The organism is Vibrio alfacsensis (assembly GCF_019670485.1).
GTDB lineage: Bacteria > Pseudomonadota > Gammaproteobacteria > Enterobacterales > Vibrionaceae > Vibrio > Vibrio alfacsensis.
This window is the reverse complement of the sequence record NZ_AP024165.1, coordinates 2,048,320-2,063,175: the sequence shown is the minus strand read 5'-3', so window position 1 is coordinate 2,063,175 and position 14,856 is coordinate 2,048,320. Positions and strand designations below refer to the sequence as shown.

Sequence of the window (14,856 nt, the reverse complement as noted above, 5' to 3'; positions counted from 1 at the left end):
ACAGCACTGCAAATACAGTGCTGTAATAAATCAAAGCATGGGATAGAATTGAGAATAAATAACTCAATAATCATCAATGAAATTATTCTATTCTTAATCCATTTTCATCGAAGAAATGACAATCATGACTTTGGCAAGTGAGTTTTACATCACTGTATGCTTGAAGATCAATATCACCCGTTAAGTGAACTTTAAAGTCACTGACACCAGCAAAATTACCAAACATGTAGGTGGCATTGCCCAAACGTTCACTTACTTCATTTTGGATCACAAAGTGAACGTCACCATCGCATTCAGTTTTTAAATGCTCAGGTCGAATACCTAGCGTAATGTTTTGGCCTACACTCAGATTCGCTAGGTGCTGATTGACGGTGATGGTTTCGCCACGATTTATCTGCACGGTTATCTGATTGTTGTCTAATGATTGAATTGTGCCGGGTAAAAAATTCATTTTCGGGCTACCGATGAAACCTGCGACAAACAGATTTATTGGGCGGTGATAGAGTTCCAATGGGCTGCCAACTTGCTCGATTCGTCCTTTGTTTAAAACAACAATTTTATCTGCTAGGGTCATCGCTTCTACTTGGTCATGAGTAACGTAGATCATGGTGTTACCCATATCTTGATGTAACCTCGCGATTTGCAAACGCATCTCAACTCGAAGCTCCGCATCAAGGTTCGAGAGCGGCTCGTCAAATAAAAACACTTTAGGTTCTCTGACAATGGCTCGCCCGATAGCAACTCGTTGTCTTTGACCACCTGAAAGTTGTTTTGGAGTGCGGTCGAGTAGGGCTTCAAGTTGCAGTGTTTTTGCTGCTCTGTGAACGAGGTCCTCAATCTCTTGCTTTGGATGGCCAGTCATTTTTAGACCGAATCCCATGTTTTCAGCCACCGTCATATGTGGGTACAACGCATAAGATTGAAATACCATGGCGATTTTTCTTGAGGCAGGATCGCAGTCATTCACCAACTCTTTATCAATATACAGTTCCCCCTCAGTAATATCTTCTAAGCCGGCAATCATCCTTAATAAGGTGGATTTACCACAGCCGGAAGGACCAACAAATACAACAAATTCACCGGAGTCGATGGTCAGGTCGATGTTGTGGATTGTCTGGATTTTTCCGTAACGTTTGACAATTTTGTTTAGTTTAACATCAGCCATAGTGAACCTCATGAGTCGTAGAATGCTGTGATACCGCTTGTGTGATGGTTAGTGATAACGTTTGTTGACCAAAAATTTGGCTTGTTACTGTAATTTGAGCCTCTCCAGCTTGGTGAGCTTTTACCCATAAGCCACAAACTCCGCCCTCAAGAGCCAGTGAACTTGGGCCAATCAAAGACAAATTTTCAGTGGTGGAAATTGAAATGATGTCTTTGCAATATGGCATTAATTGTTGGTGTTGATCTAACGCCTTGATCGTAACTCGACATGTGTCTGAGCAATTCGCCATTAACTGTTTACTTTGAAGTGCAACAGAAAGTTCTGTCGGTTGAGGTGACGCCGCTAGCTCTTTGCGCATCACCAATTCTCCATTGCGGTATCCGCGAATGATGAGATTGTTCCAACTATGGCCCCAGTCGCCTAATGGTAGACTGCGCTGATTGAGACGCTCAACAATCACCGGAGGGTGGGGTAGGTGTGGGAAACGAGCTCGATCGGGATAGAACGTTTCGCAACAATCACTGCCAAGCACTTCGATTTCGAGGCTATCACAATTGGTTAAGATCATTAATGGTAAAGCACTGGCTTCTGGGCGTTCACCACGTGTCCAATAGGTAACCGGTTGTAATATCGTTTGCTGTTCAGGGGCCATTTGGCTCGCGTATACGTAAGCTGCAAATTTTGGAATACGGAATGCATCCATAATGCCGTGATAGCAAACTTTGTCTCCACTACCGAAATCTTGGTGCGTGTTGTAATCAAACAGACACCATGCAATCGCACCGCTTATATTTGGGTTAGCAAAACTGGCGTCGAGTACTCGAAGGTGGCGCGTGGCATGTTCGATCTGCCACGTCTCGCAGTCTTGACGTTTGGTCGGGTACATATGGCCTGCGTATTCGGTGATCATGTATGGGACTGGCTTATCTAAACCAGTCACACTTTGGGGGCTGCGTACAGCAAGAGTGCCATGTGGGTTAAGAACACTGTCACTAAGAATAAAGTCATTCATCGTGTACACGTCTTCCAACAATTCACTGTTTTGGATGCATCTTACTCCACCAGTTTGGCGTGTTGAATCGAGCGACTTCGCTCGTTGGTTTGTGCGCTGATAGAATTCATGATGATCGGCAGACTCATTAACGCGAACGCCCCAAATAATAATGCTTGGGTGATTCCAGTCTCTTTCGATCATCGCTTGTACGTTCTCGACAGACTTATTTTGCCACTCCGCTCCACCAATGTGCTGCCAGCCCGGCATTTCTTCAAACACCAGCAAACCGATTTCATCGCAACGGTCGAGAAAATCTGGTGACTGAGGGTAATGAGAGGTGCGAACGAGGTTAAATCCAAGCTCATTTTTTATAATGTCAGCGTCTTCTTGTTGCGCTCGCCTACCCATGGCATAGCCAATATAAGGAAAGCTTTGATGGCGATTAATACCAACTAACTGAATGCGCTCGCCATTGAGGTAAAAACCATCGACTCTGAATTCTGCTTCGCGAAACCCCACTTGAGCGGTAAAAGTATCTAAGATTGTGTCTGAGATAAGCTCAACTTCCACACGGTACAAACTGGGGTTGTTAATGTCCCAGCGTTCTATGTTTTTTAAATCATGCGCCATGATAGTAATAGGAGTATTGCTAGAAGATACATGAACATGGTCAGACTCATACATAACGGTATTGTTGTTATTGTATAAACGCAGTCTCAGAGACAAATTCGCGTTAGTTTCGCAGAACGACTCAAGGAAAACGCTGGCTCGTAAAGTTGGCTGTGTCAGTACATTGTATGTTTCTAACTTGACGTTCTTGATTCGAGCAAAGTTGTAGGTTGTTAAGGTGACATCTCGGTAAATGCCAGGGAAACAGAGAAAATCCAATTGCCCGCCAAACGGCGGAATTAAAGGATTCTCCTGACCACTCAGTGTGACGGTGATTAAGTTGTTACCGTTTTGTAAAAATGGCGTAATGAAGATATCGAATGGCGTAAACCCATCGCTGTGCTTGGCAGCTAACTTACCATTGATGTAGACACGAGCATCACAAAGAACACCTTCAAAACGTAATACATGTGACTTTTCAATATCTTGGTTAGTCCACTCAAACGGGTAGTGGTAAGTGTAATCACCGTGTAAAGATGCCTCATCAAAATAGTTGAAAGGAACATCGCTAGCATTATGAGGAAGCTCAATTTGTTGGTATTTACTGTCGATGCTATCAGCAGAGGCAATCACCTCGTGACCGCTGCAGAAAAACCAGTTATTTCGAATGTTTTGAGAATGACGCATTATTTGATTGCTCCAGTCATACTTGCCACGAATTGTTTTTGCATGGCGAAGAAAATAAATAAACTTGGCAGAGTAGCAACGACCGTTCCGACCATAATGAGTCCAAAATCGGGGGCATAAGCAGAGGCAAAGCTCGAAAGCACTAAGTTCATTGTCTTAAGCCCATTGGATTGTAAAACGACCAATGGCCACAAAAATGAGTTCCATGAAGCCATGAAAACGATAATAAAAGCGGCTGAATAGCTAGAACGCATAATCGGAAAATAGACGTATAGGAAGATCTTCCATTCAGCGACCCCCTCTACACGAGCAGCATCGATGAGTTCTCGAGGAAATGTTTTAGTACATTGTCTAAAATAAAAAATAATGAACGCGCCCGCGACCGTAGGCATGATGACGGCAAAGTGTGTGTCTAATAATCCCGCTTTACCAAACATGGTAAACAGTGGAATAAGAAGCGCAGCAAATGGGATCATCATTGTTGTTAATAGTGCGACATAAACACGTTCACGGTTTTTGCTGCTGTAGATTTCAAAGGCATAACCAGCAATTGAACAAACGATCAGCGTCGAAATCGTACTCAGCAACGCAATTTTTGATGTATTGTAAAATATCAATCCTAAATCAACCTGACTGGTGAGTTTTTCTAGATTGACGAATAATTGGTCGCCAAAAGAGAATTTTCCCATATTGATATCACTGGTTTTATTGGTGCTAGAGACAATCATCCAGTAAAAAGGGAAGAGCGATAAAATACTTACCAATACCAAAAAGACATACATCAATACGTTGTATATTTTGCTACTTCTCATTATTTATCCCTCGCGACTTTAAATTGGAACAGAGCTAGTAGAGCAGCAAAAACCACTATCACATAAGACACGGTGGCCGCGTATCCAAAATTCGGCATAAACTTAAATGACAAATTATAAATATATAAAGATAAAGTAAGCGTTGAGTTTGCAGGGCCACCATTAGTGATGTTCATAACCTCATCGAATAGCTGTAATGTCCCTATTGTTGAGGTAACAGTTGTAAACAAAATGACCGGTTTTAATAGTGGTACGGTAATAAAAAAGAACTGTTTTATAGGACTAACACCATCGATTCTTGCTGCTTCATAAATCGACTTGTCAATGTTTTGCATAGCAGACAAATAAAAGATCATATTATAACCAGTCCAACGCCACGTAATGGCGATGATGATCGTCACCTTAGCCCAGAATGGATCGGCAAGCCAAGGAATAGGTTTGTCGATAATATGTATGAAAAGTAAGAAAGAATTTATAACCCCATCGAGTTCGAACATACTCTTAAATAGGATTGAATAAGCGACTAAAGAAGTCACACAAGGTAAGAATATTGCTAATCTGAATAACTGTTTGTATTTAAGATTTGGTGAATTCAAACATGATGAAATAGCTAGTGAAAGCAAAATCATAATGGGAACTTGAATAACCAGAAAGCTAAGAGTATTAAACAAGGCTTGTTTGAATACCGGATCGTAAAATAAACGAATAATATTACCTAGGCCAACAAATTCCATAACAACACCACGGCCAGAATGAAAAGAAAGCCATAGCGATTTGAGGATAGGGTAGACCGTCATGATGGCAATAAGGCTCACAGCGATGCCCACGAATGCCCAGCCATTGATATCGTACAGTCGGCGTACTTTTGAATGATTCATTGTTTTTCCACCATAGAAAATAGGCAGCTTGATATATTTACGCGATGTTAGATGGTTTTCATCTAATAGAAGCTATCAAGCTGCTTTAACATCTAAATACCTTGGTATTTCAGTGATTTTTCTACACGCTGTAGAACTTTTTTGACATCTTCGCCTTTTAATATTGCAGGTATTTCAGAGGCTATGGCTGTATCGATTTCTTGGGTATACATGCCGTAAGGCACTTGAGGAATTTCGCTCACCCATTTAGAAAAATCAGAAAAAACCGGCTGACCGCCAAAGAATGGGTCACTCACAGTGTAGGCGTATCCCGTCGATGCAGGAAGATAAGTCGCTAGCGCTCCACGCTCTACCAACAGCGTTTGATACATGTCTTGGTCAGAAGCAAAGGTTTTTTTCAAAAAGTCGATAGCTAAAGGTTTATCATCGCTAGTGCTGAGTACATACCAGCTTGATCCGCCTTGGTTTGAAGCGTGAGTCGCGTTTTCGATGTTTAGGCGTGGAATAGGTGCAACTCTCCAAAGCCCCGATTGTTCTTCAACACTTTTAATTGACCCCATGATCCACACGCCAGATGTGACGGTAGCGCTTAAGCCTGCGTTAAAGCTGCCAACAAAGCTAGACCAACCTGAAATTGGTCTGGTGATTTCAGCATCATTGATAGCTTTGATGGTCTCTAACGTTTTAATCAGGGCTCTATTATTAGAAATGTTTAGCTTGCCTTGTTCATCAACAAACCATTCGCCGCCAGACTGCATCATAATATGCGGCAAAACCACATCGTTAATGTCGTAAGTTAGCATGGCTACGCCAGTTTTTTCTTTTACTATTTTGCCTATTTCGATAAATCTATCCCAAGTAATATTGACTAGGTCTTCGTGTTTGAAGCCCGCTTTTTCTAAATAGTCAGTGCGATAGAATAAACCTGCTACGCCAGAGTCAAATGGAATACCATATATTTTGTCATTTTGAGTCATGACTTTGACTTTATATGGGGCGAATTCGCTGTAGTTGATATGTTCTTGCAGCGGTAGAAATGAGCCAGGGTAAGCGGCTAAAAATTTCTGCGCGTTATAATCTTCGATTAACACGATGTCTGGTAATGAAGTTGTGATTCCGGAGGCGAGCATTGTGTGTAGTTTTTGCTCAATATCTTCACGCGCAGAATCTATTACTTCAAGTTCAAAGTCAGGGACTTGCTGCTTATATCGTCCAGCAGCTTCATGCATCGCAGCAACGTTGAAGTTTGGATCCCATGCCCATACTGTAAGATCGTCTGCCCAAGTTGGTAAAGAAATTGCGGAAGACAAGACACAGAAAGACAAAACAGAAAGCTTAGTATTCAATTTCATAATATTGTCCAGTTGTTGTAAGAATTAACTGCACTTTAGGTACTAACCGTCAATTGGGCAATTAGGGAAAATTCATGATAGTGATATGAATCACTAAGATTGGATTCTTGTAAATAGAACTTAGAACTGGGCAACTAAAATTTGGAAAATTTTCCCAATTTTAATTGTTATGAGAAAGTAAATACTAACAAGTTAGTATAATAAATTGGTGTAAATGTGTGATCTATAACTTTAAATTTACTGTGTTTAGATTTGTTTTTGTATTTTTTATTTGTGAGTTTGGGCAAAAAATAAATTTCCATTTCATAATATAGTGATATTCGATGTGATGACCGTTGTTTTTTTCGTCATTGTCAGGGGTTTTATAAACGCAGAGGGAAATGTTTTGGCAAGAATCAAAGATGTTGCTTTAAAAGCAGGTGTTGCATCATCAACGGTTTCAAGAGTATTAAATAATGACCCATCTATCTCAATAAAAAAGGAAAAACGCGATAAAATTTTAGCTATCGCAGATGAGTTAGGTTATTTGACGCCAACGATGCGAAAGAGCTGTGTGCATGATGAAGATCATTTTATTTCGCGAACACAATCGAAGAACAATCCTTATTCTGAAATGAACATTGTGGTTATTCACTTCCTCAATCCAACAGAGGAGTTAAATGATCCTTATTTTACATCTGTAAGGATTGGTATAGAAAAACAGTGCCACTTATATAACATAGCTTTGCGGAATACATTTGTTGCTAACATTACTTCAAGCAGCCACTTTATTCATCAAGCTCATGCCGTAATTTGTGTTGGACATTTTTCCTCACAAGATATAGATAACATATTTAGATTGAATAAAAATCTGATTTTTGTCGACTCAGATCCCAGAGAGCGAAACTGCGACTCGGTTCTTTTTGATCGGGAAGAAGCTGCAGCCGCAGTTGTCTCAAGAATAATAGAAAGTGGAGCATCTCGTCCGGCATTTATTGGTAATGATGAATCAAGATTACATGTATTCACTAACATGACTAAACAAGCCGGCATTTTTCACGAAGATCTTTGTATAGTGAGTAATGTTTTTTGTATTGAATCTGGCTATAAAGCGATGAGTGACATGCTGTGTCAGAAAATTCAACCCGATGTCGTTTTTGCCGCCACTGATATTATCGCAATTGGTGTATATCGAGCAATTCAGGAACGTCAAATTGATATACCGAAAGATATCCAAGTCATAGGAATGAATGACATACCAGCAGCACAACATCTTAACCCTAGTCTAAGTACGTTGCGTTTATTTCCCGTCGAAATGGGAGAAGCAGCGGTTGATTTAGCAAGAGAGAGAGCATCAGGTCGAACATATCGAAAAAAAGTAATGCTAGACTACGAAATGGTGTTGCGTGAAAGTTTTAAATAGAACTAATGATGCCAATTTTAGTAACTTGTTAGAATGACTCATAATTTACGCGACTGATAAATTGATTATAAACTTAAAAAAACCGAGACTGCAGGACAACAGTCTCGGTTTTTTATTATGCGCTAGTTAGGAGGCGCTACTCCTCTGAAAAGTCGTTTCCTTGTTCGATCATTTCAGCAAGCTCATTGAGTGCTTGGACAGAAAGCTCTGACAAACGTTGTAAGTGTTGGTCTAAAGTCTCCTGTTCTACAAGCTGGGGGTTAATTATTGTATTTTTGTTTTGTTGCATTGCCCAACCTCTCGAGTTGAGTAAGGGGGAGTCATCATGATAGTCAAAGAATCGAATAAAAAAGAAACAATCGATGTTTAAATTGTTAGGTTGATCATTGTTTATGGAAAGGTGGTGTGTTTTTTTAGAAAGCGAGCAATAACGTGAAGAAATGAAATAACGCTAGCACCACCGAATGGGATGCTAGCGAAAGGGCTTAGAATTGAGATTTGACGCCGAATTTCTCGATTGCGTAGGCGACGCGTTCTAGTGGTTTAGGATACTCAGCGGGCATCCCAAGCGCTTCAATATGCTTTAAACGTGGCAATAAGCCAGCGCCGTTTGCAATTTGAATTGCGAGGCCTGGACGTGCGTTAAGCTCCAGCACCATAGGGCCTTCTTCTTTATCCAGCACCATGTCTGTACCCATGTAACCAAGACCAGTCATTTCCCATGCACTTGATGCAAGCTCAAGCAATCGCTCCCAATGAGGGACTTGTAGAGTTGATAAGTCTTTACCCGTATCTGGGTGGTGTGTGACAGGTTGGTCAAATTGGACGGCTCGAATTGCTTTTCCTGTTGCGATATCAATACCTACGCCAACCGCACCTTGGTGTAAGTTTGCTTTACCATCAGAGGCGGAGGTTGAACAACGCATCATCGCCATGACAGGGTAGCCTTTAAATACGATGATTCGTACATCTGGAACGCCCTCATAACTGAAGCCATCAAAGCAATCATCAAACTTGATAAGGTTCTCAACCACGGCTACATCGTTTTTTCCGCCAAGCGAGAATAGGCCAGCTAATGCATTACTAATATGGCGTTCTACCTCTTCTTTGTTACAGGTCGAACCGGATGGTTTTGTGTAAACGCCATCCTTGTGAGAAGTAATCACCAAGATCCCTTTACCGCCACTGCCTTGCGCTGGCTTGATGACAAACCCAGGCCAATCTTCAACCATCTTATGAATGGTTTTGACTTCCGCTTGGCTATTGATCACGCCAATCAACTTAGGAACCGTTGCCCCTGCGGCTTCAGCAATGATCTTGGTCTTGAGCTTATCATCCACCAAAGGGTATTTAGAGCGATCGTTGTAGCGTCCAATGTAACTATGGTTCCGCTTGTTCATTCCCATAATACCTTTATGGCGAAGTTTTCCTGGCGAAGTAAAACGTTCAAACATCGTTTAGTCCTCCGCTAGTGGCTTAAAGCGACGCAGCTCTGTTAGACGGTAACCAGTGTAAGTACCGAGTAGTAAGATTCCTGCCAATACAATAAGTTGTAGGCCGATAAAGTTAAACGTTAAGTGCTGGATGTAAGGGTTGGTCATCGCTAGGTAAACCAAAACAGCAGTTAACAGCGAACCACCACCTTGCATTGCCACTTCTTTCGCCCCTTCTTCTTCCCACAGAATCGACATACGTTCGATTGTCCAAGACAAGATGATCATCGGGAAGAATGTAATCGTGAGACCTTCAGTGAGGCCAATCTTGAATGCCACAACCGTGAAGACCGAGATGATCATGATAACCGTAATAATGACGGCGGAGATCCTCGCGACAAGAAGGAGGTTTAGCCTTGATAGATAGCTTCGAATGATCAAACCAGTGCCGACGATTAATAGGAAACCGACAATACCGGTCACTAGCTGAGTTTGTACAAACGCAACGGCAATCAGAACAGGCATGAACGTACCAGACGTTTTTAGACCGATGATGACACGCAGGAATACAACAATAAGTGCACCGATTGGAATCAACATGATGGTCTTAAACATGGCTTGCTCTTCTAAAGGCAAACTATGAATAGAGAGGTTAAGTAAGCCATCCGCTTCCACTTTGTTATCCGTTGCTTGTTGAGGCGTCACTTCTTGTTTGATCATTGAGAAGTGAACTTGGCTGTTTTTACCGCCAACTAAATCAAGCAGTGATACGTTTGATTCATCCCAAACGAGCAAGTTAGGCTGCGCTGCGGCTTGTTCTGAATTTGGAGAGAACAATACCCATTCATCACCAGACCAGACTTGAACCATTGGTTGAATCGTTTGACGTCGACGACCATCTTCAAGTTCGATGACTCCAACGATTTTGCTTTGAACACCAGCCGTTAATAGGATTTTGCTTAACGCATCTGTACGGTCAAAATCGTTTAGGATCAGAGCGGCGTTTTGGCTGTCAGGATCATTGAGAGTTTTGATAAGTTCACGGGCGAACGTAACATTATCCGCAGAGCGGCTCATCGCACGTTCAATTAACGCGTTTGCTGCTGCTTGCTGAGGTGCAGAAAGCGTTGGTTGGACAATATCTTCTGTTGGAGGTTGTGGATTAACTTTCGCTTGAGGGTCAACAAGGAACTGAGCCTTGTAATAAATAGTTTGTGGCCCTTTAGCCTGACGAATAGACCATTCTGCTCTGCGACCTGAATCAGAGTCCACATAAGAAACGCCGTAACCTGGTGATGATGCTGACTCACCAATGAGCGTGTAGCCTTTTTGAGTATGTGGTGCCGCAAGTGACGCTTTTACTTCACCGCCATTTGCGTTGAATTCGATGCGAGCTTCAACATCCCAAACCTGACGAGTTTCACCTGGCGTCCATGGAACGCCGTAGTTTTCGTGTCTAAAAACACTCAAAGCAATGCCTGCAACCACCAATAGAATGATTGACAAGTAGAACGGTATTCTTGAGGTCATAATTTACCTTTTTATTTTTGGTCTTCTTCCGTTTGAATATATTTACGGCTCACATCTACCATGGCGATGTCACGTAAAAATTCTCTTCCTAGTAGAACAGGATGGTTCATTTGAGAACGATCTGCCAACGTAAATTGCGCTTTTTCATGAATTTTTCCGACACGGACCCAAAGCTCTACCACAGCGCGGCGTTCAAGCTCTTCAGTGGTCGCTTGGCGAATTTTTACGAAGCGAATGATTGGCGCTTCAATCCAAATGTCTTTTTCAGCATCTGATTTGGTGTTGTCTGCTAGGTGGAAGCGAACCCAGTTTTTGCCATTTCTCTCGAACTCTTCAATATCTACTGCATTAAGAGACGAAGTCGCTGCCCCTGTATCCACGCGAGCATCAAAGGTTTGCTTGATCGAATCAATGGTTACGCGCTCAATCGAGCCAAGAACAATCTCATGAGTTGGGGTTGCTTGAATGGGAGCAGGAGCTTGAACGATGATAGGGTCTTTGGGCTTTCTTACTTCAGCCATCGCCTCATCACGGAAAGCGATAAGTTCGTTTTCCAGCTTATCGACGTGATCTTCAAGGCTTTCTATATAATCTGATTGATTACTAAGTTGGAGTTCTAAATTAGAGACTCGGGTATTAAAGTTTGTCTCAGAGGCTTGGATAGCAGCTAGCGTTTCTTGGTGGTACTGCTCGCCTTTCGTAAGAGTGCATCCTGAAAGTAGGGCGATCGCAACAACCGGAGTCAATCGTGTAAACATTGATAACCTTGGATTGGATGAAGTCGTTTATTTTTAGTAGTTTAGCTTAGAACGCCGAATGGTCACAAGAAAGAATCTATTGCAGACTCTTATAGAGTGAGGATTAGTGACGTTACGCTAAAAAATAAAGGATGCAATTGGCATCCTTTATAAGATTCATGGAGAGATTAATGTCTTAATGGCGGGAATGAGTTAAGACAATGTCAGAAATCTCAACCAATTATGGTTTACGTGCGACAAGTACCGCTCGTCGAGGTGCAGGGTAACCTTCCACCGTTTTGCTAGGATCGCTTGGGTCCAAGTAGTCCGGCAGTGAGTTGTGTGTCATCCAATCCGTAGTACGTTGTTCATCTACAGAGGTCACATTTTCATCTACGATGCGAACGTCTTCAAAGCCGACCAGTTCTAACCAAACTTTAAGCGCTTTCGCTGATGGGAAGAAGTACACATTACGCATCTGTGCGTAGCGAGAGGTTGGCACTAAGACTGCGTTCTCATCCCCTTCAATCACCAATGTTTCTAGCACCAGTTCACCACCGGATACCAATTGATCTTTTAGTTGTACTAAGTGATCAAGCGGCGAGCGACGGTGGTAAAGAACGCCCATACTAAATACAGTATCGAATGCTTCCAATTTAGGCAGTTGCTCAATACCTAACGGCAGCAAATGTGCACGCTGGTCATCGCCCATGAGCTTACGCATTGCTTCAAACTGAATTAAGAATAGGTGAGATGGGTCGATACCAACACAAAGGCGAGCACCCGCACCGAGCATGCGCCACATGTGGTAGCCATTGCCACAACCAACATCGAGAACGCTGCGATTTTCGAGTGGAGAAATGTGAGGTAGGACTCGGTCCCATTTCCAGTCGCTGCGCCATTCTGTATCTATATGGATGCCATGAACATGATATGGGCCTTTACGCCATGGATGGAATGTACGCAGCAAGCTTTCAAGTTTCTTCAACTCACCGATGTGCATCGGTTCGTTATTCGAAATAGAGACTGAATTTACGATATCAACATTATCAGGCTGACCCGGTGGGATTTTATTCAGGGCTTTCAACCAGCGACCAAAGTCACCGTGCTCTGCATTTTGCCAGTCCGTTAGCTGTTGTGGTAACACGTTCAGCCAAGGTTGAAGACGGGTGTCTTGGGCAATTAATTGGTAGAAATTTGCAAAGTTAAACATAGTTAGTTCATCGCTGAGTTGATGTTATAAAAATTAATAGTCGCTAGAAAAATAAGTCGCTATAACCATAAGTTGCTATAAAAATATATCGCTATAACAATAGTCAGTAGTGACTTTCGCTCGTATCGGTTTAAGCGCTAAGCCGTTTACTTGATGGCGAACATCGAGCCAAAGTTAAAGCACTGGAACCAAACGTCGTAGCTTGAGAAACCAATTTTAGCAAAACGCTCTTTATGGTCTTTCTTTGAATCAGGACGCATGACGTTTTCGATTGCGCTGCGTTTTTGACTGATCTCTAGCTCACTGTAGCCATTGGCACGTTTAAAGTCATGATGCAGGTCGATCAGCAGTTCATTTGATACTTCATCTTCAAACACGTATTTTTCTGACAAAATCAAAATGCCACCAGGACGCAGACCTGCGTAGATCTTTTCTAATAGCGCATAGCGATCTTCTGGTGACAGAAATTGCAGTGTGAAGTTAAGTACGACAACCGATGCATTTTCAATTTCGATATTGCGAATATCGGCTTCTACGACTGTCACAGGTGTGTCACTGCGGTACGCATTGACGTGCAACTTACAGCGTTCAACCATCGCAGGTGAGTTGTCGACAGCAATGATCTGACAACCCTCTTGTTTGATATGACGGCGCATTGACAGTGTTGCAGCGCCCAAAGAACAACCTAAGTCATAGATGGTCGAATGTGGTTTAACAAAACGTTCAGCTAGCATACCGATGGCAGAAATGATGTTGCTGTAACCCGGTACGGAGCGCTGAATCATATCTGGAAAAACTTCCGCTACGCGTTCATCGAACGTGAAATCCCCAATTTTATCGATTGGAGCCGAAAAAATAGTATCTGGATTGCTATTAGGGTTCATAACCAAATCTCTGCATGCAGCGGCCTGAAACGTCAGGCATCAAAAAAGGCGCGTATTTTATGGGAAATTCGCGCCTCTGTCATTTTCTTAATTATAAGTGCATTTAAAACATCTGTATTTGCGAGTTACCATCGTTGGCTGGAAATACCGCTAAATTAGGCAATGAAAGTTTAAGCTGCAGTTGTTTATACAGCTTTTCGGCTAGCTCTGGAGCCTGTACGTTATCTGGCGTGTGAATCATTAAATACGGTTGAATGCCTTGTTCAACCCACAACGGTAGCTTTTGCAGCCAAGGTTCGAAAAAGCGTAAGTTCTCCTCCATGTTAGGATGACCAATAAAGCGAATCATTGGATGCGTGGCCGTCGCGATAGCATGCACCGGTACGCGAGGCTTGTGCTGGTGGGCATCGATCACGGCTTGAGAGGTTGGTTTGGCGGCAAACACTGGGCGACTGTCCATTATGATTCGATTAATACCACTTTCTAATAGCCATTGGTTTAAAGCGCGTTCATCTTCTCCTTTGGAGAAAAAAGCCATATTGCGTACTTCTACGCTCAGTGGAAAGTTCGGCGGGAATCGGGCACAAAAGGTCTTGAGTCTATCAAGGTGATCAGGTCCAAAAGCTGCAGGCAATTGAATGGTCCATTGTCCAACGCGTTCATGCAAAGGTTCCATTATTTTCATGAAATCAATCAGTTGTCCATCTACGCCTCTTAGCATCTGATCGTGAGTGATTGCTTTGGGGAGTTTGAACGTAAATTTGAAATCATCGTGTGTGGCTGCTTTCCAATTCTGAACGGTATTTGACGTAGGAGTGGCGTAAAAAGTGGTGTTGCCCTCGACAGTGTGGAAAACCCGAGCGTACTTCTCTAGTCGCTCTGCGGGTTTTGTGCCACTGCCATAAAAGCTTTGTTGCCACTGATTGTGTGACCACATCGTTAATCCAAGTCTTAGAGGTAAACCAACCATGACGACTCCACTGTTATGTTGATGGTCGATACTTTACGAGAGTTTTGCTGAAACGGATAATTTCAAGGTATAATCATCCTCAACTTTTCTGCTTTGGTGCGCTTTTGAGCATTTGTTGTACTAAAAAGCACCAGGGAATGATAAAACACACTTAATTGTATGTTGAGTAGTCGATTTTTATAGGCTTTCA

The 14,856-nt window shown here is 42.4% G+C and carries 13 protein-coding genes; 1 reads left to right on the top strand and 12 read right to left on the bottom strand.

Annotated features, from left to right (window positions below):
* Window positions 1-82: 82 nt before the first annotated feature.
* The 5 genes from VA249_RS09500 to VA249_RS09480 form a co-directional block, all read right to left on the bottom strand.
* Complete coding sequence (locus tag VA249_RS09500; protein WP_221067815.1) at window positions 83-1,165, bottom strand: ABC transporter ATP-binding protein; 1,083 nt, start codon at window positions 1,163-1,165, stop codon at window positions 83-85.
* Window positions 1,158-3,455 carry a glycoside hydrolase family 2 protein gene (locus VA249_RS09495; protein ID WP_221067814.1) on the bottom strand — a complete coding sequence of 766 codons (2,298 nt, stop codon included), beginning with the start codon at window positions 3,453-3,455 and terminating at the stop codon, window positions 1,158-1,160. Before VA249_RS09495 ends, VA249_RS09500 begins: the two co-directional genes overlap by 8 nt.
* Complete coding sequence (locus tag VA249_RS09490; RefSeq protein ID WP_221067813.1) at window positions 3,455-4,267, bottom strand: carbohydrate ABC transporter permease; 813 nt, start codon at window positions 4,265-4,267, stop codon at window positions 3,455-3,457. Before VA249_RS09490 ends, VA249_RS09495 begins: the two co-directional genes overlap by 1 nt.
* The gene (locus VA249_RS09485; RefSeq protein WP_221067812.1) at window positions 4,267-5,145 is read right to left on the bottom strand and encodes a carbohydrate ABC transporter permease; all 879 of its coding nucleotides are present in this window, start codon (window positions 5,143-5,145) and stop codon (window positions 4,267-4,269) included. Before VA249_RS09485 ends, VA249_RS09490 begins: the two co-directional genes overlap by 1 nt.
* Before the next feature lie 92 nt (window positions 5,146-5,237).
* Window positions 5,238-6,497 carry an extracellular solute-binding protein gene (locus VA249_RS09480; protein WP_221067811.1) on the bottom strand — a complete coding sequence of 420 codons (1,260 nt, stop codon included), beginning with the start codon at window positions 6,495-6,497 and terminating at the stop codon, window positions 5,238-5,240.
* A 385-nt stretch (window positions 6,498-6,882) separates the two neighbouring features.
* On the opposite strand from VA249_RS09480, the gene VA249_RS09475 reads away from it, so the two are divergent.
* A complete protein-coding gene (locus tag VA249_RS09475; protein ID WP_221067810.1) occupies window positions 6,883-7,899 on the top strand; it encodes a LacI family DNA-binding transcriptional regulator in 1,017 nt (338 codons plus the stop codon).
* Window positions 7,900-8,035: 136 nt separating this feature from the next.
* Here VA249_RS09475 and VA249_RS09470 read toward each other — a convergent pair whose 3' ends face one another.
* From VA249_RS09470 to VA249_RS09440, 7 genes are all read right to left on the bottom strand, one after another.
* Entirely contained in the window at window positions 8,036-8,188 is a 153-nt protein-coding gene (locus VA249_RS09470; protein WP_128810570.1) for a hypothetical protein, read from the bottom strand.
* A gap of 196 nt (window positions 8,189-8,384) precedes the next feature.
* On the bottom strand, window positions 8,385-9,353 hold the full coding sequence (locus VA249_RS09465; protein ID WP_128810571.1) for an alpha-L-glutamate ligase-like protein: 969 nt from the start codon (window positions 9,351-9,353) through the stop codon (window positions 8,385-8,387).
* Between the two features lie 3 nt (window positions 9,354-9,356).
* The gene (locus VA249_RS09460) at window positions 9,357-10,862 is read right to left on the bottom strand and encodes an inactive transglutaminase family protein (protein ID WP_211916309.1); all 1,506 of its coding nucleotides are present in this window, start codon (window positions 10,860-10,862) and stop codon (window positions 9,357-9,359) included.
* A gap of 11 nt (window positions 10,863-10,873) precedes the next feature.
* Window positions 10,874-11,620, bottom strand: a complete 747-nt coding sequence (locus VA249_RS09455; protein ID WP_221067809.1) for an ATP-dependent zinc protease family protein — start codon at window positions 11,618-11,620, stop codon at window positions 10,874-10,876.
* 220 nt (window positions 11,621-11,840) lie between these two features.
* Window positions 11,841-12,812, bottom strand: coding sequence for a tRNA 5-methoxyuridine(34)/uridine 5-oxyacetic acid(34) synthase CmoB (gene cmoB / locus VA249_RS09450; protein ID WP_221067808.1), 972 nt, complete (start codon window positions 12,810-12,812; stop codon window positions 11,841-11,843).
* Between the two features lie 146 nt (window positions 12,813-12,958).
* Window positions 12,959-13,696: a carboxy-S-adenosyl-L-methionine synthase CmoA gene (gene cmoA, locus VA249_RS09445; RefSeq protein ID WP_128810574.1), complete on the bottom strand. Its 738-nt coding sequence runs from the start codon at window positions 13,694-13,696 to the stop codon at window positions 12,959-12,961.
* Between the two features lie 103 nt (window positions 13,697-13,799).
* Complete coding sequence (locus VA249_RS09440; RefSeq protein WP_221067807.1) at window positions 13,800-14,666, bottom strand: DUF72 domain-containing protein; 867 nt, start codon at window positions 14,664-14,666, stop codon at window positions 13,800-13,802.
* Window positions 14,667-14,856 lie beyond the last annotated feature (190 nt).

What these genes read in the sequence shown, in the direction of transcription:
- VA249_RS09495 (WP_221067814.1), bottom strand. Translation starts at nt 3,455, where the DNA reads ATGCGTCATTCTCAAAACATTCGAAATAACTGGTTTTTCTGCAGCGGT.
- VA249_RS09485 (WP_221067812.1), bottom strand. Translation starts at nt 5,145, where the DNA reads ATGAATCATTCAAAAGTACGCCGACTGTACGATATCAATGGCTGGGCA.
- VA249_RS09490 (WP_221067813.1), bottom strand. Translation starts at nt 4,267, where the DNA reads ATGAGAAGTAGCAAAATATACAACGTATTGATGTATGTCTTTTTGGTA.
- VA249_RS09470 (WP_128810570.1), bottom strand. Translation starts at nt 8,188, where the DNA reads ATGCAACAAAACAAAAATACAATAATTAACCCCCAGCTTGTAGAACAG.
- cmoB (WP_221067808.1), bottom strand. Translation starts at nt 12,812, where the DNA reads ATGTTTAACTTTGCAAATTTCTACCAATTAATTGCCCAAGACACCCGT.
- VA249_RS09500 (WP_221067815.1), bottom strand. Translation starts at nt 1,165, where the DNA reads ATGGCTGATGTTAAACTAAACAAAATTGTCAAACGTTACGGAAAAATC.
- VA249_RS09480 (WP_221067811.1), bottom strand. Translation starts at nt 6,497, where the DNA reads ATGAAATTGAATACTAAGCTTTCTGTTTTGTCTTTCTGTGTCTTGTCT.
- cmoA (WP_128810574.1), bottom strand. Translation starts at nt 13,696, where the DNA reads ATGAACCCTAATAGCAATCCAGATACTATTTTTTCGGCTCCAATCGAT.
- VA249_RS09460 (WP_211916309.1), bottom strand. Translation starts at nt 10,862, where the DNA reads ATGACCTCAAGAATACCGTTCTACTTGTCAATCATTCTATTGGTGGTT.
- VA249_RS09465 (WP_128810571.1), bottom strand. Translation starts at nt 9,353, where the DNA reads ATGTTTGAACGTTTTACTTCGCCAGGAAAACTTCGCCATAAAGGTATT.
- VA249_RS09440 (WP_221067807.1), bottom strand. Translation starts at nt 14,666, where the DNA reads ATGGTTGGTTTACCTCTAAGACTTGGATTAACGATGTGGTCACACAAT.
- VA249_RS09455 (WP_221067809.1), bottom strand. Translation starts at nt 11,620, where the DNA reads ATGTTTACACGATTGACTCCGGTTGTTGCGATCGCCCTACTTTCAGGA.